The following is a 16,933-nucleotide window of genomic DNA, read 5'->3' on the forward strand; positions in this document are numbered from 1 at the left end:
ACGTCAGCCCCAAAAATAAAATGAAATGATAAAACCAACCGCCACACCAACAGTAGGCAAAGTTTTTGAGAAACCATCACTTAATTTCAGCATAGAAGAAGCGAACACTTCACTGACAATAGCCAAGGCTAAAAATAACCAATGTAATTGCATGTTTACATTCCTTTCAATTAAAAAAGGCGGTAATTCTATCAATGATATAAAGGTAAAAACAGTCTTGTTTTTTTAATCTTTTTTTGCGCAAATTAAGGATAAATAGCACAGATGGAGAGAATAAAAAGGCTACTTATCTTGGCACGCCACGCAAAAGTGGGATCGGTTCATAAGGTGCGATAGAGGTGGGTGCGGGTATATCGTTAAAAAGTAAAATAAAAGGTTTTGGTGGGACGATACGTTCATTTCGCCATAAGCTTCCCATCCCGACCAGTTGAATGTCTGAAGGGAGCTGACGTAAACCCTGTTGTAAAACAGCAACGGTATTTTTACGGGGGTGTCCAATGGCGATAGCTGTGCCGTGTTTTCTGGCATATTGAATTGCCGCTTGGAATTGACGCTGTACATCGGCGAATTCATTGCTATCGTCTAAGAAAATATGGCGATCCAGTGAACGCACTCCCTGTTCTTTCGCCATTTTCCCGGCAACGGAACGCCCAATGGTTCGGCTATCTAAAAAGAACAAATGTTGCGTATGAAGTGCGCTCATCAGATGACGCATTAATGTGCTGTCTGCCGTGGCGGCACTGCCCATATGGTTATTCATTCCAATGGCATAGCTCACCACATTTTTAGCGTTTTGCACCCGTTGAGCAACTTGCTCGGCGGACATTCCCAAATGCAACCCGCCTTCTTCTAGTTTCATTTGTCCCATCGGCTGCATGGGCATATGAATGAGAATATCACGGCCTTGCTTTTTAGCTTCTTGATTGCGGATTTTAGCATAGGGTGCAACAGGAATAATTGCGACAGAAATTTCACGAGGCATAGCAAAAATGGCGGCATCTTCTTTGGGGTGATAGCCCACATCATCGATAACAATAGCCAATTTAGCTTGTGAAAAAACGCGGATTGAAAAAAGGGTTAAGAAAAAAACAAGGAAAATTTTGACCGCACTTTTAAGTGAAACCACCATTATTTTATCCACCCTGCAGGATTAACCGGGGTCCCTTTACGGCTTATCCCGAAATATAACGCCGGGCGGGAAAGCTCGCCCGTATTCCCTACCTGTGCAATGGTTTGCCCGGCAGACACCAGTTGATTGGCTTTAACAAATACGGCTTGATTAAAGCCATATAAACTCAAATCACTGTCGCCATGTTTAATAATCACCATATAGCCATAGCCATTAAGTTGCCCGGAAAAAATCACCCGACCGGCTGCAATGGCTCGCACCGGTGTGCCGTTTGATGCGGCAATCACCATTCCCTTCCAACGGGCCTCTCCGGCTTGGGCCGAGCCAAACGCATAGAGTGTAGAACCGTTCACCGGTTTATTATATTGGCGTTTAGCCGTTCCTAGGCCACTGGTACTATTTATCAACTGACGCTCTTGGGCCGTCGGTTTATAAGGCTTGGCGGTACGTTTTTCTTCTGCCTGTTTACGCTGCGCCAAGGCATCCCGCTCACGTTGTTCTTGCTGGCGGGCGGCTTGTTCGGCACGTTGAATCTCTTGGCGTAATGCTGTTTCATTCGCACGCAAACGCTCTAATTTATTTTGATCTTGATTAATGGTTTTATTAATTTCGTTTAATGTAGATTGGCGTTCACGCTGAACTTTTTCCAATTCCTGTTGCTGTTTTTTTTGAGTAGAAAGTTGATCTTTGTGGGTTTGTTGCTGCCCCAAAATCGCCGCTTTCTGCTTCACAATTTGTGCTTGCGTGGCCTGCAAATGATGAATCATCTCAATTCGGGTTTGGTTTAAATGTTCATAGTACACTTTCATACGAGCCGCTTTTTTGGCATCTTCTGAAAGCATTCTTTCTAACACAGAAGGGTTTAACCCGGAGCGATAAATCATATCCATTTGCTTGGCAAGCTTGGCTTTTTGCTCACCTTCTTGCTTTTCCAAAAGTTTGAGTTGTTTATCCGCATCGGCAATTTGTTTACGAATTTCTTTCAAACTCAGCTCGGTTTCACGCAATTTTCCTGCTACAGAATTAATTTGGCTTTCTTGATTTTTTAAGGTGGATTGCAGTTTTGCTTGCGCCCGTTTTTGTTCTGCCAATTTCGATTCTTGCTGTTTAATTTGTTGTTGAATTTGGTTGAGATCGGCACTTTGGCTACCTGCTGAAAACAACAACGCACCACAACAAAAAAGTGCGGTCAACATCGCTGATGTTTTTGGGCGCAAGAGAGAAAACAACATAAATCATCCTAATTCACAAAACTGCGCAAATCTTATCATATTTGTTGAAAGGCGAAAAAGTTTCACACAGATTTTTTGAAGAAGATCAGGAAATCCTGCCTTTTTGCTTTTAAATAAAAGGATTTTTTGCTATAAAGTGCGCATTCTTTATTTACTTAAAATATCAGGAGAATCCTATGGAATTAGTCTTCATTCGTCACGGTTTCAGTGAGTGGAATGCGAAAAATTTATTCACCGGTTGGCGTGATGTGAATTTGACCGAACGTGGTGTGGAAGAAGCCAAAGCAGCAGGTAAAAAATTATTCGACGCCGGCTATGAATTTGATATCGCTTTCACTTCCGTGTTAACCCGTGCCATTAAAACCTGTAATATTGTGTTGGAAGAATCCCATCAGTTGTGGATTCCTCAAGTGAAGAACTGGCGTTTAAATGAACGTCACTACGGGGCATTACAAGGTTTGGATAAAAAAGCCACCGCAGAACAATACGGTGATGAGCAAGTGCATATTTGGCGCCGTTCTTACGATATTTCGCCACCGGATTTAGATCCGCAAGATCCAAATTCTGCCCACAATGACCGCCGTTATGCTCATCTTCCGTCAGATGTGGTACCGAATGCGGAAAATTTAAAACTCACCTTAGAGCGTGCCCTCCCATTCTGGGAAGATCAAATTGCACCGGCAATGCTTTCCGGCAAACGTGTTTTAGTGGTCGCTCACGGTAACTCACTTCGTGCCTTGGCGAAACACATTATCGGCATTTCTGATGAAGAAATTATGGATTTTGAAATCCCAACCGGTCAGCCGTTAGTGTTAAAACTTGATGATAAATTAAACTATGTAGAGCATTACTACCTTTAATTTTTAAATTTGATTGAAAGTGCGGTTAATTTTAGCCGCACTTTTTATTTAAGGAGAGATGAATGAAAAAGTTAGCTTATATCCTTTTTATGTTATTACCTTTTATGGCGACAACAGCCCTTGCCGCCCCATCCCATAAAAATACCCCGACAAAACAAACAGTCCAACAAACGAAAAAATCACAGGGGCAAAAAACCGTCAATAAAAAATCGACAGAGAAGAAAATCATAGAGAAAAACACGAAGAAAAATAAAGCGGAAAATAAAAAATCGGTGTCAAAAGCGGAGAAAAATAAGGGTAAAAAACAAACCTCCAAGAATAAAAAATCTACAGAATTACAAAAACAGAAAACAGCTCAAAAAGCGATAAAAAAATCGGAAAACAAGAAAACGGTACAAAACGAGCCTGAAAAAGCACAGAAACAGAATACGCTAAAAACCACACCGCTTAGCCAAGCAAAGAAAACCGTTGTGGTGCCTAAATGTCAAGATAACCAAGTCACTCGGGTTCTCTCCGATGCTTTTAATCGGCAGGGTAAAGTAACGAAGACACCAATGACCGTCAAAAATCTGAGCCGGCTACATGAAACCCAACACTACCCGCAACAAGGCATTCGTAGCTGTTATGCCCTTGTGGAAACCAACGGCAAAAAATATCAGACAAATTACAGCGTGATTTTAAATGATAACGGCTTTTTTGTTCAGGTAGAAAATGCCCAACCCACATTTTAAAATCATTAGGGGAGGCTTTTCCTGTTACTCCCCTAAAATTTCAATCAAAAAATCAGCAACGGCTCTCACTTTTTGTGAATGACAGACATCTTGATACATGACCAAATACATAGGGGCATGAAGTGATGAGGCAAGAGTTAGACGACTTAGGGAAATGGTTACAAAAGGTTTTAGAAATTTGATTTTTCCTTATCAAATTAACCTCTAACCCTTAGCCGAAAAAACAACGCCTTGATTTCCCTTTCGGATAATGCCGATATTCACCATTGGCAATGCCCTCAAGAAAAAGTTATCCGATGGCATAACGAACCGGGCGTAAAGTGGGAAAACCGATGCGGACGGTCATTCTCCTCACTTGACGATTGCATTCCTTTATGATTTTTATTTCCAGCCAATCAGTGGGAAATAGATTTTTGCTCGTAAATGGGCGGTGTACGCACCTATAAATTTGGCATTGAAATCAACCGCACTTTTGTAAAAATGTCTAAAAAGGCAAGTCGGATCTAATTTGATGATTGATTTCCTTCATAAATATCACCATAATCGCCCACCAATTAACATCATGTTCCTTTGTAAAAATTAAGAGCAATCAACCAGAGAAGTAAAAATGCCTCAAAATCAACCGCACTTTTATCGTGGACGTTTTTCCGTTGCGCCAATGCTGGATTGGACAACGCGTCATTGCCGCTATTTTCATCGCCAATTCTCTCAACATGCGTTGCTTTATACGGAAATGGTGACCGCTCCGGCGATTATTCACGCCAAATATGACCATTTGGATTTTGATATGCGTGAAAATCCCGTTGCATTGCAATTGGGCGGAAGTGATCCTGAGCAGCTTAAACATTGTGCGAAACTGGCGGAAGAACGGGGTTATCATGAAATAAACCTCAATGTGGGCTGCCCTTCCGATCGGGTACAAAACGGCATGTTTGGTGCGTGTTTAATGGCAAAAGCCGATTTAGTGGCGGAATGTGTGGAAAAAATGCAACAGGCGGTAAACATTCCCATTACGGTGAAAACCCGTATCGGCATTGATGATCTTGATAGTTATGAATTTTTATGTGACTTTATCGAAAAAGTGCAAAATAAAGGTTGTCAGGAATTTATTATCCATGCCCGTAAAGCCTGGCTTTCTGGGTTAAGCCCAAAAGAAAACCGTGAGATCCCCCCGCTTGATTACGAACGGGTTTATCAGTTAAAACGTGATTTCCCTCATTTAACGATTGTGATTAATGGCGGCATAAAAACCGTGGAAGAAATGAAACAACATTTGCAATTTGTCGATGGTGTGATGGTGGGGCGTGAAGCCTATCAAAACCCTGCCTTACTGGGTACGATTGACCAAGCATTATTTGATGAAACCGCCCGAATCGTTACACCACGAGAAGCAGTGCTTGCTATGCTACCTTACATTGAACAACAACTCAGTCAAGGGGTTTATCTCAACCATATTGCGCGTCATATGTTGGGCGCATTTCAACATTGCAAAGGGGCACGCCAATGGCGTCGTTATTTAAGTGAAAATGCCTTTAAACAAGGGGCTGGGATTGAAGTCGTGGAAACCGCATTAGGTTTTGTTGAAGAATAAGGCTTATCAAATGTGATAAGCCTCACAAATTTAAATATTCATCCTTTCCATCCGAGGTTATTTACCGGATAATAGAACACACGATTTGAGAGGGAATCTCGTCGTATTTCTTGAATCATCAAGCCTTGCTTTTCTTGACACCTCAAGTAACTTTCCCCCTTGTTGGCAAATACGTTCTTACACGTTTTAATCGCTGTATAAAATAACCCATTTTGTTTTTTGGATTGGTCTTAACCGCATTGGTTTGATATGGATGTCTAAAAAAACAAAAGTGCGGTTAGAAATAACCGCACTTTCTTACTGACACACCACTAATTGAGTTTTTGTTTCTTGCAAATATTGGCTAATGGAACGTGGCACTTCGTCGGTGAACAAATATTCCACATCGCTTAATTCCCCTAAACGCACAATGGCTTGGCGGGTAAATTTTGAATGATCCGTCACTAATAAGGTTTGGCGTGAGCTTTCCATAATTGCCCGTTTTACCTGAACTTCATGATAATCATAATCCAATAACGAACCGTCGGAATCAATCGCACTGATCCCAAGAATGCCGAAATCTAGACGAAACTGGGAAATAAAATTCACCGTTGCCTCCCCAATAATCCCACCGTCCATGCGTAACGAACCGCCCGCCATAGTAATTTCAAAGCTTTCATTTTGGCGAAGTAGATGTGCCGCATTCAGGTTATTTGTCACAATGCGCAAACGCTCATGATTAAGCAAGGCATTCGCCACTGCTTCAGGTGTGGTACCGATATCAATAAATAATGAAGCGCCATTGGGAATGTATTTAGCCACCTCTTGGGCAATGCGATTTTTTTGTGAAGAAAAAAACAGCTTACGATCAATATAATCGGAATTTTCCACTGAGGAAGGCGAAGCCGCCCCACCATGATGACGACGGATCAAATCTAATTCTGCAAGAATATTCAAATCCCGACGGATTGTTTGAGGACTAACGTCCAATTGGCTCACCAATTCCTCTGTGCTTAAGTATCCCTGCTGATTAACCAGCTCAATAATTTTTTGATGACGAATGGACTGTTTCATTATCGTATCCTTCAATAAATGATGGCGCTACTCTACCCGATTCAAGGAAATTTTACTATCAATAAATCCCCAAGCTAATCCTAAAATCAACCCTGAAATATGTGCCGCATTGCCAAGATAAATATCAAATAACGGGCTAATAAAGCCAAATGCTAGCCCGATAAGTAACATCGTGAAAAAACCTTCAGGCAATTCAAAAAGATTCGCATTAAGTTTATCTGCGATAAAAACATAACCTAACACAGCATAAACCACCCCGGATAAACCAAAGAAATTTGGCCCGGAGAAGCCATTTTGCACAATGCCTGTCAGCACTGCAGATACGAAAAAAAGAAGGAACAGTTTCATTGCACCGAAATGACGTTCAATCATTCCGCCAAATAACCAAAACCACGACAAATTCGCAATAATATGAATAGTCGACAAATGGACAAAACAATGGGTGATATAACGCCAAAGTTCCCAATCCTGCTCCCCATAAATCGGGTAATGGAACATTTCCATGATATTTTCTTCAAAACCGATTTGTTGTAATAAATACACCACCACACAACTTACCGTGATGAGGTGTAGAGGCGTGAAATAACGGGATAAACGAATAGATTGCATAAGCTTTTGAACTCGCAAGGTTTTATTGTAAATCATCCAAGGTATTAAAATTAACAAATTGCCCTTCAGTGCTGTTAAATATGACAGACTTTCCGCCATTCTCACGCATAAATTGCAATAATCGGCGTTCACCGGAAGCAAGATACTGACGGAGTTTGGCTTTTAATTGGACAGACATTAAACAAAATGTGGGATGAGAGCGTGTTTCATCACAGGCATAGGCCAGCAAAGTGCGGTCATTTTCTATTGTATTTTTCAATTTTTCGAGCAAATTGTGGGGAAAAAAAGGGCTATCACAAGGGGTGAATAGCACAAAATCCGTTTTGGCTTGTTCTAGAGCGGTTAACATTCCGCTTAAAGGCCCTTGAAAATCCGGCAATTCATCGGCAAATACAGGCAAACCCAATTTGGCATAATCGCTGATGTTACGATTGGCATTAATCGCCATTGTTGAAATTTGAGGTTGTACTCTTTCGATCACCTGTTGAATCAAAGGTTTTCCCTGCCAAAGTTGCAAACCTTTGTCTCGTCCGCCCATTCGCCGTGCCTTCCCACCTGCCAAAATCACTGCACTTATTGTCATTTCCATATTTTATTCTGTTGTCATTTCAAGTATGATCTGCTCCCTATTTTTCTATATAGGAAAGGAAATAGCAATGAAATGTAAGCGTTTAAATGAAGTTTTGGAACTTTTACAGCCTTATTGGTCTAAAGAGCCGGATTTGAGCTTGATGGCTATCTTGCAAAAAATCGCAAACGAGGCCGGTTTCGAAAAACCACTCAATGAATTAACCGATGAAGTGATTATTTATCAGTTAAAAATGGATGGTACCGATAAATACGAACCGATCCCCGGCATCAAAAAAGACTACGAAGAAGATTTTAAAACCGCCTTGTTAAAAGCTCGCGGCATTATTAAATAAGGAAACACAATGAAAAAATTTTTACTCGCATTAGGTGCATTCATTTCAGTTAATGTATTGGCAGCAGACTTACAAGAAGGGAAACAATATATTCAAGTAAGCCAACAAGCAGCGCCACAAAAAGAAGTGATTGAATTTTTCTCTTTTTATTGCCCGCATTGTTATTCCTTTGAAATGGAATATAAAATCCCTCAACAAGTGAAAGAAAGCTTACCTGAGGGCGTGGCCTTTAAACAATATCATGTGAATTTTTTAGGGCGTCAGTCTGAAAATTTAACGCGTGCTTGGGCTTTGGCAATGGCATTGGGTGTGGAAAATCAGGTTAAAACTCCGTTATTTGAAGCGGCACAAAAAGATCGCTTAAAATCCATGGACGATATTCGTGCGATTTTTTTAGATAACGGTGTAACCGCAGAACAATTTGATGGTGGCATTAATAGTTTTGCCGTCAATGGCTTAGTGAATAAGCAAGTCAATGCCGCAGAACAATTTAAAGTCCATGGTGTGCCGGATTTTTATGTGAACGGAAAATTCCGTGTAAATCCTGAAGGCCTAAATTATGATAATTTCGTTAAGGATTATGTAGAAACCGTAAAAGGTTTATTGCAAAAATAACGAAAAATTGGTTTAATGCCTGCCGTTTTTAACCAATGAAAAAGAGAGATGATCATGGCTGCAAGTTTCAGTGTTACCCGTCGTTTTTTTGACGACAAAAACTATCCGCGTGGGTTTTCCCGTCACGGTGATTACACCATCAAAGAATCACAAGTGCTTGAACAATATGGCCAAGCCTTTAAAGCCTTAGATCTCGGTGAGCGAAAACCGGTAACAAAAGAAGAAAAAGAGTTTGTTGCATTCTGTCGTGGAGAACGTGCACCGGAAACTTTCTTTGAAAAAACCTGGCATAAATACCGTACCCGTATTAACACCACCAAACGGGTTTACACCCTCTCCGGTGATGTAAGCGAAGCGGCCTCCGGTGGTGATGATTATTCCGGCGAATAAAGATTTATGAGATAAGGCAGGCACCAGTCTGCCTTTTGTTTTGAGTAGGGTGCTAAATTGCGTGCAATTTACGCACGGTGATTTCCCCCTATTTTCGTAGGCAATGATAAAGCATTTCCCCTCTACCGATACGGTGAAAATCCTATGCAACTCCCCATTTCCCGATACAGCGAACTGCTACAAAAAAAACTGGAAAAACTGACCGCACTTTTGCGCCCTTTCAATGCGCCCGCCATTCAGCTATTTGATTCCCCCACCAGCCATTATCGTATGCGGGCGGAATTTCGCATTTGGCACGAACAGGGTGATTTTTATCACATTATGTTTGACCAAGCCAGCAAACAACGTTATCGCGTAGATGAATTTCCTATCGCAAGTCGGCTCATTAACCGAATGATGAAAGCCTTGTTGCCATTACTCAAACAACAGGAAATTTTGCACAAAAAACTCTTCCAAATTGATTATCTTAGTACGTTGAGCAATCAAATTATCGTCAGTCTTTTGTATCATAAACCGCTGACGGAAGAATGGCAGCAATCCGCAGGAAAATTGAGAGAACAACTTACCGAACTGGGTTTTCATGTTCACCTTATCGGGCGGGCCAGCAAACAAAAAATTTGCCTAAATCAAGATTATGTGGACGAAGTGTTGCCTGTTGCCGGTCGAAATTATGTCTATCGCCAAGTCGAAAACAGTTTTACCCAACCAAATGCAGTGGTCAATGCCAAAATGCTGGAATGGGCGATGGCTTGTACAGCGGGCAGCAAAGGCGATTTACTCGAACTTTATTGTGGCAATGGCAATTTCTCCATAGCCTTGGCACAAAATTTCCGCAAAGTACTTGCCACCGAGATTGCCAAACCCTCTGTGGCGGCAGCACAATTTAACATTGCCGAAAATGGGGTGGATAACTTGCAGATCATCCGAATGTCGGCAGAAGAATTTACCCAAGCGATGAACGGTGTGCGCGCTTTTAATCGATTAAAAGGCATTGATTTAACCGCCTATGAATGCAACACCATTTTTGTGGACCCGCCCCGTGCAGGGCTTGATCCCGACACGGTAAAATTGGTGCAACATTATGATCGCATTTTGTATATTTCCTGTAACCCACATACCTTATGTGATAATTTGCAAGTACTTTCAAAAACACACCGTATTGAAAAAGCAGCGTTGTTTGATCAATTCCCTTACACCGATCATATGGAAAGTGGCATATGGCTGATTCGCAAATAAAAATTCAATTAATAGCCGAATCCACAGAAAAAACACAGGAAAAGTTAACCGCACTTTGTACGCCCTTAGGGTTAATTCACGATGCGCAAAGCCCACTTGCTCTCGTGCAAACCGATGAACGGTTAGAATTACGCAAATTAGACGAACCCAAACTCGGGGCGGTGTATGTCGATTTTGTAAGCGGTGCGATGGCACATCGCCGAAAATTCGGTGGAGGGCGAGGCGAAGCCGTGGCAAAGGCGGTGGGAATTAAGGGAAATGAATTGCCAAGTGTGATTGACGCCACCGCCGGATTAGGACGAGATGCTTTTGTGCTCGCCGCTATCGGCTGCCAAGTGCGTTTAGTCGAACGCCACCCCGTTGTGCATTTACTGTTGCAAGACGGCTTAAATCGAGCCTATCAAGATGAAGAAATTGGGGAGATGTTGCAACAAAATTTACGCTTATTGCCGGCTCGACATATTCGAGAACTCAGTCCTGAAACAGATTGTGCGGATGTGGTTTATCTTGATCCTATGTATCCGCATAAACAAAAATCGGCTTTGGTAAAAAAAGAAATGCGTGTGTTTCAGCATTTAGTCGGCGCAGATTTGGATGCCGATGAATTGCTTGAGCCCGCATTACATCTTGCCCGAAAACGAGTGGTAGTAAAACGCCCCGACTATGCGGAATTTCTTGCCCAAAAACCACCACACTTTCACCGTGAAACGAAAAACCACCGTTTTGATATTTATTTGGGAGAAGCACAATGTTAAAAGAAAATGCCGTGGTCATTGGCTACGAAAATGGGCTTGCCAAAGTAAAATGCCAATCCCCAAGTGCCTGCGGACAATGTGCTGCGCAAAAAAGCTGCGGCAGTGCAAGTCTTTCCGAGCTCAATGGCAAACGTGGCGAACATATTTTCACGGTAGAAACGATGATGCCACTTCGTGAAGGCCAAGTCGTCGAAATCGGGTTGGAGGAAAAATCCATGCTGTATTCCGCATTACTGATGTATATTGTGCCGCTTTTAGTCTTGCTTCTCGCGACAGGGTTATCCCACTACATCAGTGAAAATGAATTGAGCCGAGCTTTGGTTATTTTTCTTTCCACCGCACTCACTTTTATTTTCGTTAAAAAGTACAGTCAAAAACTTGGACAACAAACGGAATTTCAGCCGGTGTTGCTGCGGGTGATTTCTTAAAAACGTAGGAAATTTTATTCACCCATTCGGAATCATTGGAAGGTTCAAAAAACGTTGTTTTTTGCAACCGCACTTATAAACGTCATTCTTTGCTTCTTAAAGTAAACTACGCTAGAATGCGTAGCGTTTTTATTATAAAAATCAGAGGAATACAAATGAAATTTACCACTAAATTATTGATTGCCGCATTGGGTTTAAGCATTTTAACTGCTTGCGGACCTAAAGGACCAAGCAAAGAACAAATTGCAGCTGAAGAACAAGCCAAAGTTGTTTATGAAATAGCAAAAGAAGATTACAACAAGTACACAGAATGGCGTAAGTCGGCAAATAAAGTGATTAGAGAAGTAAATAATGCTATTAGTACGATCTTTGCAGAAAAAGATCCCGCTAAAGTAATCGAAATGTATAAAGATCGGGCTAAAGACTTGTCTGATGTTTCAAATAAATTAAACGAAATTCAATTTTCCGATTCCCGTTTTGCCCCATTGAAAACAAAAGGTATTGAGGGTTTCAAACAACTCTCCGAATTATTTTCAGAATCAACAAAATATATTACAGCTGATATACCAAATGAAACTCGAATGAATATGGTTAATCGCCGTAATCAAGTCATTAATGCAATCAATAAAGAACTTGTTCAAATTGAAAAGGATGTATTGCAACAAATTAATGCTGATGCGAAAAAATATAATGAAATTCGTAGTGAAAATGACAAGCTGCGAAAAGGGGAGTAATCTTCTGGCTTAGAGGAAAAATAATATTGGCTTACTTGGCATTACTACATTGATGCTCTTCGGCGTATTTATTTGGCAAACCCTCTCTTAAAAAAACTCCCGATAAATATCATCAACCCCGATTTATCGGGGTTTTTACTGTTTGAAAATCGTTAAAGTGCGGTCATTTTTAAGGTTATTTTTATGCGTATTCAAATTCCCCTTCTTGGTATCACCGGTTATAGCGGCAGCGGTAAAACTACACTATTGGAAAAACTTATCCCGGAATTAATTGCCCGTGGAATTAGAGTTTCTGTGATCAAACACAGCCACCATAATGCTCAAGTGGATAAGGAGGGAAAAGACAGTTGGCGAATGAAAGAAGCAGGCTCTGCCCAAGTGATGATGGCATCAGATCACCGCTGGGCGCTGATGACAGAAACCCCCTCGCCGGTTTCACTCGATGAGTTGGCCCAACAATTTGATAAAACACTCACGGATTTAATTCTGGTGGAAGGGTTTAAACAAGAACCAATACCGAAAATTCTTTTGCACCGCCAAGAAATGACAAAACTCTTGCCGGAAATCGACAATGATGTCCTTGCCCTTGCCACCAATTATTCCCTTGAAACCGACCGCACTTTGTTAGACATTAACCGTATTCCACAGATAGCCGATTTTGTTGAACATTGGTTTCGATCACAGGAAATAAAATGAGGGATCCCCATACTTACCAAGGCTTAGCTTGGGTGGCAGCCATGGCGCTTTTTATGCAAAGCCTTGATGCCACCATTTTAAACACCGCATTACCGGCAATTTCTGTGGATCTGCATAAACCGGCGTTTGAAATGCAAATGGCGATCATTGCCTATTCCTTAGCGGTCGCCTTATTTATTCCTCTCACCGCATGGGCGGCAGCAAAATTTGGTACACTCACGGTGTTTCGCTGTGCCGTTTTCACCTTTGTATTGGGTTCCGTGGCTTGTGCGGCGGCGCCTAATTTAGAAAGCCTTATCCTTGCACGAATTATCCAAGGCATTGGCGGGGCATTTATGATGCCCATCGCCCGTTTAGCCATTATTCAATCCGTTCCTAAACATCAACTCCTGAACGCTTGGAATCTAATGGCAACCGCCGGGTTAATCGGTCCGATTTTAGGACCGATATTAGGCGGTTGGCTGGTGATTCACGCCACTTGGCATTGGATTTTCCTTATCAACATTCCCATTGGCATAGTCGGTATTTGGGCGGCAGGTCACGTGATGGACAATATCAAAGGCGGCGAAGAAAAACTGGATTGGACCGGTTTTTTATTATTCGCCCTCGGTTTGGTGGGATTAACGCTCGGTTTAGATCTACTGGGTGAAACCCATCAAAATCCATTCCTCACCTATGGTTCACTGATGGTCGGTATCGGCTTGTTAATGATTTATGTAATGTATGCAAAAGGCAATGAACGGGCAATTCTACCCCTTTCCCTCTTCCGCACACGGACATTCACCCTAAGCATACTCGCCAATTTATTTATTCGTTTATCCGCTTCCGGCATTCCTTTTTTATTGCCGTTGATGTTTCAGCTTTCCTTTGGTTTTAGTGCAGAAATGTCCGGTTGGCTGCTTGCGCCTATCGCCTTAATGTCGGTGATATTCAAAACCGTCATCGGGCATATTCTGAATAAATTCGGCTATAAAACAACCCTAATTTCATCCGCACTTTTAATGGCTTTGGGAATAATGGCGATGGCGTGGTGGGATAACCAAACCGCACTTGTCCGGATTGTGATGAATTTAATGTGGTATGGTGCCTGTATGTCGATGATTTTCACGGCGGTGAATACGCTGGCGGTGGGTGATCTTTCCCCATCACAAGCGGGCGCAGGCTCAACGATACTGAGCATTGTCCAACAAGTGGGGATTGGTTTTGGGATTGCCGTCTCATCCATTATTTTGAATGTTTACCGCCAATTTTTCGGTAATGAAGGCGAATTATTGCAACACGCCTTCAGCTATACCTTTTTAACCTCCTCGCTTTTTGCTATTGCATTAATTTGTACATTAGTTAGACTGCATAAGACAGATGGCGATCATTTGCGTCAAACATCAAAATTGAGTGATTAGACCAGATAATTCTCGCTTGATTTATGGTTATTTTTCTATTTTGGCGTTAAAATCACGTGCGGTATTATGTCGCCAATGCACAAAAACAGAAATTTTAACAGAACGTAGGGACACACTGCGTGTGTCCGTTATAAAAACCAAATTATTTCAATAGGTTAAGATTCGGATACACGCAGTGTATCCCTACAAAGAACAAAAGCAACGTTGTGCAACTGCATAATACCGATTGCATAAGTCGTTGAAATGCAATATTTTTAGGAAGTAAAGGGTGACTCTGCTGTATGTATTAGGAGTCTGATTGAGTATCAAGTCATTTAAGGAACATGACGTATGAACAAAATTTTTAAGGTTATTTTTAACCACACTACGCAAACTTGGACAGCCGTATCAGAGTTAGCGAAAGGACATTGTAAATCATCTTCCAAGAATACCATTGAGGTTTCTGATGAAAGAAAAAATAGTGCCTCATCTCTTTCAGGTATTAAAACAATAGCAATCACATCAGCGATGATGATGGCAGTTGTACCGAGTGCATTTGCGGTAACAGCGGGTGTAGAGGCAATTAAATGGACAAGCGGGGAAGGTACAGGAATTGCCGGTGGGGACGCAAATGGAGATACTAATGCGATTGCCATTGGTCGTTATAACCCAAAGAACGAAAACACGCCAACCGATTCAAACAATCCAAAGAATCCGCCTGCAAGGGCTTGGGCGCCGGGAGCGATTTCAATTGGTACAGATTCTCAGGTTGGTGCTCAGGCTAAAGATGAGAATGCTCGTGGAGGTATTGCCATTGGTTTTGATGCGACCACGCTTGGAAAGCGAGGTGTGGCTATTGGGGCCAGCAGTAAGGTCAGCGGTGAAGGGGGCTATTGCGCTTGGTGGAATAGCAAATGCAACCGGTGAAGGGGCAACGGCAGTTGGTTTTAACAGCACTGCCGGCACAGGCGCAACAGCAATTGGACGAGGTAGCCAAGCAGGAACCGGGGGGATCGCAATCGGTGAGAACGCTCAAGCCGCCTCTCCCGATTCTATCGTTATCGGACGTGGAACAACAATAACGGATTCAGCGCACTATGGAACCGTTATCATAGGTGCAAATATAACAGGGGGAAGTTTAAACTCGGTTGTAATCGGTAAACAAGCGAATACCGGAAATCTTGAATCCGTTGCTGTAGGTTTTGGTGCAAACACAAGTTCACAAAAAGCAACCGCACTCGGCTCTAATGCAACAGTCAAAGACAATTCAATGCATGCTATAGCATTAGGTTCAGGCTCAGAAGCCGGTGCAGCAAATACTGTTTCTGATTTAAAATTCAAAACCGATGACGGAACAACAGAAAACACCGCAACGATTACGGGTCAAACCGCAAATAGCGTGCTTTCTATCGGTAACAGCACCCATAAACGACAAATTGTGAATGTGGCGGCAGGGCGTGTTTCGCAAGATTCCACCGATGCTGTAAATGGTAGCCAGCTCTATGCGGTCATGAAAAACTCGGGCTTTAATATCCAACAAAACAGCCAGGCAAAATCCCGTATTAATCATGATGGTTTAGTCAATTTTGCAAATGGCAACTATACCACCGCCGAGGTTGAAGACAGCAATAATGGCGCAACGGTCAAAATGAATGTGGTGACACAAGGCATTGCTGTGAGTGACAAAGGCGTCACCAGTGTTTCGGGCACATCGGGATTAACCACCGCTAAAATCGTATCGGATGCGATTAATCAGGCTTTCACGAATTCCAGTTTCTATGTTAAAGCGAATAGTGATACGGGGGAGAAAATTTCCAGAGGTGGTTACATTGACATTGTTGCCGGAGACAATATTGAGGTAGAGAGACAGCAAAGTACAATTACCATCACGACAGTTGATTCCCCTAGTTTTACTGACATCAGTGCCGTTAAACTCAATGCGCAACAGGTAACAACAAAAAATTTAACCGTAAACGAGGCGTCAACCCTAAACACCTTAAATGTAAATGGGGCATTTTCTGCGAATAGCAATGTTAATTTAGGCGGAGTGGGAACCACAACGCGTTTTGCAGCTCGTTCAACGATTGACGCCGGTAATAACAAAATTACCAATCTTGCCCCGGGAACAAGCTCTAAAGATGCAGTGAATAAATCGCAGTTGGATCAAGTCTCCGGTGTTGCGAACACCGCCCGGGATAACGCAGCGGCTGCCAATATTACAGCAACAAATGCCAATAACACCGCAAATGCAGCCAATACAACAGCCACAAATGCCAATAACACGGCAAATGCTGCCAACACAACAGCGAATACCGCATTAAATAAAGTCAATCAAGGTTGGAACATCACGACCGGTCAGGTTGACGGGGGGAATGTAAGCAACAATCGTTCAACCAAGGTTCAGATGGGGGATACGGTAAGTGTCATTGCAGGAAAAAATCTTAATATCTCTCAAGCTGGCACAAATATTACCTTATCCATTAATGATTCACCGAATTTCACCAGCATTACAACAAGTAATGGCGCAACCATTGGCGGAAACCTAACCGTCAATGGCACAACTTCAACCAAA

At 42.2% G+C, this 16,933-nt stretch carries 20 protein-coding genes and 1 pseudogene; 14 read left to right on the forward strand and 7 right to left on the reverse strand.

The features are described from left to right. Positions 1–3: 3 nt before the first annotated feature. The 3 genes from BKK52_RS11610 to envC all read right to left on the reverse strand — a co-directional run bounded on the left by BKK52_RS11610 (position 4) and on the right by envC (position 2,361). Positions 4–153 carry a DMT family transporter gene (locus BKK52_RS11610; protein ID WP_077478762.1) on the reverse strand — a complete coding sequence of 50 codons (150 nt, stop codon included), beginning with the start codon at positions 151–153 and terminating at the stop codon, positions 4–6. A gap of 133 nt (positions 154–286) precedes the next feature. After that, entirely contained in the window at positions 287–1,129 is an 843-nt protein-coding gene (locus tag BKK52_RS11615; RefSeq protein ID WP_077420890.1) for a divergent polysaccharide deacetylase family protein, read from the reverse strand. Further along, the gene (gene envC, locus BKK52_RS11620; protein ID WP_077420891.1) at positions 1,129–2,361 is read right to left on the reverse strand and encodes a murein hydrolase activator EnvC; all 1,233 of its coding nucleotides are present in this window, start codon (positions 2,359–2,361) and stop codon (positions 1,129–1,131) included. The genes BKK52_RS11615 and envC overlap by 1 nt, the downstream gene beginning before the upstream one ends. Before the next feature lie 176 nt (positions 2,362–2,537). Here envC and BKK52_RS11625 point away from each other — a divergent pair, with 176 nt between their 5' ends. Continuing rightward, positions 2,538–3,221, forward strand: coding sequence for a 2,3-diphosphoglycerate-dependent phosphoglycerate mutase (locus tag BKK52_RS11625; protein ID WP_077420892.1), 684 nt, complete (start codon positions 2,538–2,540; stop codon positions 3,219–3,221). A gap of 62 nt (positions 3,222–3,283) precedes the next feature. Beyond that, positions 3,284–3,952, forward strand: coding sequence for a hypothetical protein (locus BKK52_RS11630; RefSeq protein ID WP_077420893.1), 669 nt, complete (start codon positions 3,284–3,286; stop codon positions 3,950–3,952). 197 nt (positions 3,953–4,149) lie between these two features. On the opposite strand, the pseudogene BKK52_RS13950 reads toward BKK52_RS11630, so the two are convergent. Continuing rightward, positions 4,150–4,425 (reverse strand): annotated as a pseudogene (locus BKK52_RS13950) (pseudouridine synthase); the annotation flags it as partial. Positions 4,426–4,559: 134 nt separating this feature from the next. Here BKK52_RS13950 and dusA point away from each other — a divergent pair. Beyond that, positions 4,560–5,543 (forward strand): tRNA dihydrouridine(20/20a) synthase DusA, encoded by a 984-nt coding sequence (dusA, locus tag BKK52_RS11635; protein ID WP_077420894.1) that lies wholly within the window; start codon positions 4,560–4,562, stop codon positions 5,541–5,543. A 297-nt stretch (positions 5,544–5,840) separates the two neighbouring features. On the opposite strand, the gene BKK52_RS11640 is transcribed toward dusA, so the two are convergent. Genes BKK52_RS11640 through mobA form a run of 3 tightly spaced genes read right to left on the reverse strand, consistent with a single transcriptional unit; the run spans position 5,841 to position 7,794 of the window. Continuing rightward, entirely contained in the window at positions 5,841–6,596 is a 756-nt protein-coding gene (locus tag BKK52_RS11640; protein WP_077420895.1) for a DeoR/GlpR family transcriptional regulator, read from the reverse strand. A 27-nt stretch (positions 6,597–6,623) separates the two neighbouring features. Further along, entirely contained in the window at positions 6,624–7,205 is a 582-nt protein-coding gene (locus tag BKK52_RS11645) for a rhomboid family intramembrane serine protease (protein WP_077478766.1), read from the reverse strand. Between the two features lie 22 nt (positions 7,206–7,227). Beyond that, positions 7,228–7,794 (reverse strand): molybdenum cofactor guanylyltransferase MobA, encoded by a 567-nt coding sequence (mobA, locus tag BKK52_RS11650; protein WP_077420896.1) that lies wholly within the window; start codon positions 7,792–7,794, stop codon positions 7,228–7,230. Between the two features lie 67 nt (positions 7,795–7,861). Here mobA and BKK52_RS11655 point away from each other — a divergent pair, with 67 nt between their 5' ends. The 11 genes from BKK52_RS11655 to BKK52_RS11705 all read left to right on the forward strand — a co-directional run. Then, the gene (locus BKK52_RS11655) at positions 7,862–8,128 is read left to right on the forward strand and encodes a YihD family protein (protein WP_077420897.1); all 267 of its coding nucleotides are present in this window, start codon (positions 7,862–7,864) and stop codon (positions 8,126–8,128) included. Between the two features lie 9 nt (positions 8,129–8,137). After that, positions 8,138–8,743, forward strand: a complete 606-nt coding sequence (dsbA, locus tag BKK52_RS11660; protein ID WP_077420898.1) for a thiol:disulfide interchange protein DsbA — start codon at positions 8,138–8,140, stop codon at positions 8,741–8,743. 54 nt (positions 8,744–8,797) lie between these two features. Beyond that, positions 8,798–9,133, forward strand: coding sequence for a MaoP family protein (locus BKK52_RS11665; protein WP_077420899.1), 336 nt, complete (start codon positions 8,798–8,800; stop codon positions 9,131–9,133). 144 nt (positions 9,134–9,277) lie between these two features. Further along, positions 9,278–10,369, forward strand: a complete 1,092-nt coding sequence (gene trmA / locus BKK52_RS11670) for a tRNA (uridine(54)-C5)-methyltransferase TrmA (protein ID WP_077420900.1) — start codon at positions 9,278–9,280, stop codon at positions 10,367–10,369. Further along, positions 10,351–11,124: a class I SAM-dependent methyltransferase gene (locus tag BKK52_RS11675; RefSeq protein ID WP_077420906.1), complete on the forward strand. Its 774-nt coding sequence runs from the start codon at positions 10,351–10,353 to the stop codon at positions 11,122–11,124. The genes trmA and BKK52_RS11675 overlap by 19 nt, the downstream gene beginning before the upstream one ends. After that, complete coding sequence (locus tag BKK52_RS11680; protein ID WP_077420901.1) at positions 11,118–11,552, forward strand: SoxR reducing system RseC family protein; 435 nt, start codon at positions 11,118–11,120, stop codon at positions 11,550–11,552. Before BKK52_RS11675 ends, BKK52_RS11680 begins: the two co-directional genes overlap by 7 nt. A 155-nt stretch (positions 11,553–11,707) precedes the next feature. Next, positions 11,708–12,286, forward strand: coding sequence for a hypothetical protein (locus tag BKK52_RS11685; RefSeq protein WP_077420902.1), 579 nt, complete (start codon positions 11,708–11,710; stop codon positions 12,284–12,286). Positions 12,287–12,469: 183 nt separating this feature from the next. Beyond that, a complete protein-coding gene (gene mobB / locus BKK52_RS11690; protein WP_077478763.1) occupies positions 12,470–12,982 on the forward strand; it encodes a molybdopterin-guanine dinucleotide biosynthesis protein MobB in 513 nt (170 codons plus the stop codon). Further along, complete coding sequence (locus BKK52_RS11695; RefSeq protein WP_077478764.1) at positions 12,979–14,382, forward strand: MDR family MFS transporter; 1,404 nt, start codon at positions 12,979–12,981, stop codon at positions 14,380–14,382. Before mobB ends, BKK52_RS11695 begins: the two co-directional genes overlap by 4 nt. A gap of 330 nt (positions 14,383–14,712) precedes the next feature. Next, the gene (locus tag BKK52_RS11700) at positions 14,713–15,288 is read left to right on the forward strand and encodes an ESPR domain-containing protein (RefSeq protein ID WP_077478765.1); all 576 of its coding nucleotides are present in this window, start codon (positions 14,713–14,715) and stop codon (positions 15,286–15,288) included. Then, positions 15,218–16,933, forward strand: a 1,716-nt coding sequence (locus tag BKK52_RS11705; RefSeq protein WP_143531423.1) for a beta strand repeat-containing protein, incomplete at its 3' end; no start/stop codon positions are given. The genes BKK52_RS11700 and BKK52_RS11705, both read left to right, overlap by 71 nt.

This window comes from Rodentibacter trehalosifermentans (assembly GCF_002000545.1).
Classification (GTDB): domain Bacteria; phylum Pseudomonadota; class Gammaproteobacteria; order Enterobacterales; family Pasteurellaceae; genus Rodentibacter; species Rodentibacter trehalosifermentans.

Coding starts and splice junctions, on each gene's coding strand:
- BKK52_RS11695 (WP_077478764.1), top strand. CDS start 12,979: ATGAGGGATCCCCATACTTACCAAGGCTTAGCTTGGGTGGCAGCCATG.
- BKK52_RS11680 (WP_077420901.1), top strand. CDS start 11,118: ATGTTAAAAGAAAATGCCGTGGTCATTGGCTACGAAAATGGGCTTGCC.
- BKK52_RS11685 (WP_077420902.1), top strand. CDS start 11,708: ATGAAATTTACCACTAAATTATTGATTGCCGCATTGGGTTTAAGCATT.
- trmA (WP_077420900.1), top strand. CDS start 9,278: ATGCAACTCCCCATTTCCCGATACAGCGAACTGCTACAAAAAAAACTG.
- BKK52_RS11665 (WP_077420899.1), top strand. CDS start 8,798: ATGGCTGCAAGTTTCAGTGTTACCCGTCGTTTTTTTGACGACAAAAAC.
- BKK52_RS11615 (WP_077420890.1), bottom strand. CDS start 1,129: ATGGTGGTTTCACTTAAAAGTGCGGTCAAAATTTTCCTTGTTTTTTTC.
- mobA (WP_077420896.1), bottom strand. CDS start 7,794: ATGGAAATGACAATAAGTGCAGTGATTTTGGCAGGTGGGAAGGCACGG.
- BKK52_RS11625 (WP_077420892.1), top strand. CDS start 2,538: ATGGAATTAGTCTTCATTCGTCACGGTTTCAGTGAGTGGAATGCGAAA.
- BKK52_RS11700 (WP_077478765.1), top strand. CDS start 14,713: ATGAACAAAATTTTTAAGGTTATTTTTAACCACACTACGCAAACTTGG.
- envC (WP_077420891.1), bottom strand. CDS start 2,361: ATGTTGTTTTCTCTCTTGCGCCCAAAAACATCAGCGATGTTGACCGCA.
- BKK52_RS11645 (WP_077478766.1), bottom strand. CDS start 7,205: ATGCAATCTATTCGTTTATCCCGTTATTTCACGCCTCTACACCTCATC.
- BKK52_RS11655 (WP_077420897.1), top strand. CDS start 7,862: ATGAAATGTAAGCGTTTAAATGAAGTTTTGGAACTTTTACAGCCTTAT.
- BKK52_RS11630 (WP_077420893.1), top strand. CDS start 3,284: ATGAAAAAGTTAGCTTATATCCTTTTTATGTTATTACCTTTTATGGCG.
- BKK52_RS11640 (WP_077420895.1), bottom strand. CDS start 6,596: ATGAAACAGTCCATTCGTCATCAAAAAATTATTGAGCTGGTTAATCAG.
- dsbA (WP_077420898.1), top strand. CDS start 8,138: ATGAAAAAATTTTTACTCGCATTAGGTGCATTCATTTCAGTTAATGTA.
- dusA (WP_077420894.1), top strand. CDS start 4,560: ATGCCTCAAAATCAACCGCACTTTTATCGTGGACGTTTTTCCGTTGCG.
- mobB (WP_077478763.1), top strand. CDS start 12,470: ATGCGTATTCAAATTCCCCTTCTTGGTATCACCGGTTATAGCGGCAGC.
- BKK52_RS11610 (WP_077478762.1), bottom strand. CDS start 153: ATGCAATTACATTGGTTATTTTTAGCCTTGGCTATTGTCAGTGAAGTG.
- BKK52_RS11675 (WP_077420906.1), top strand. CDS start 10,351: ATGGCTGATTCGCAAATAAAAATTCAATTAATAGCCGAATCCACAGAA.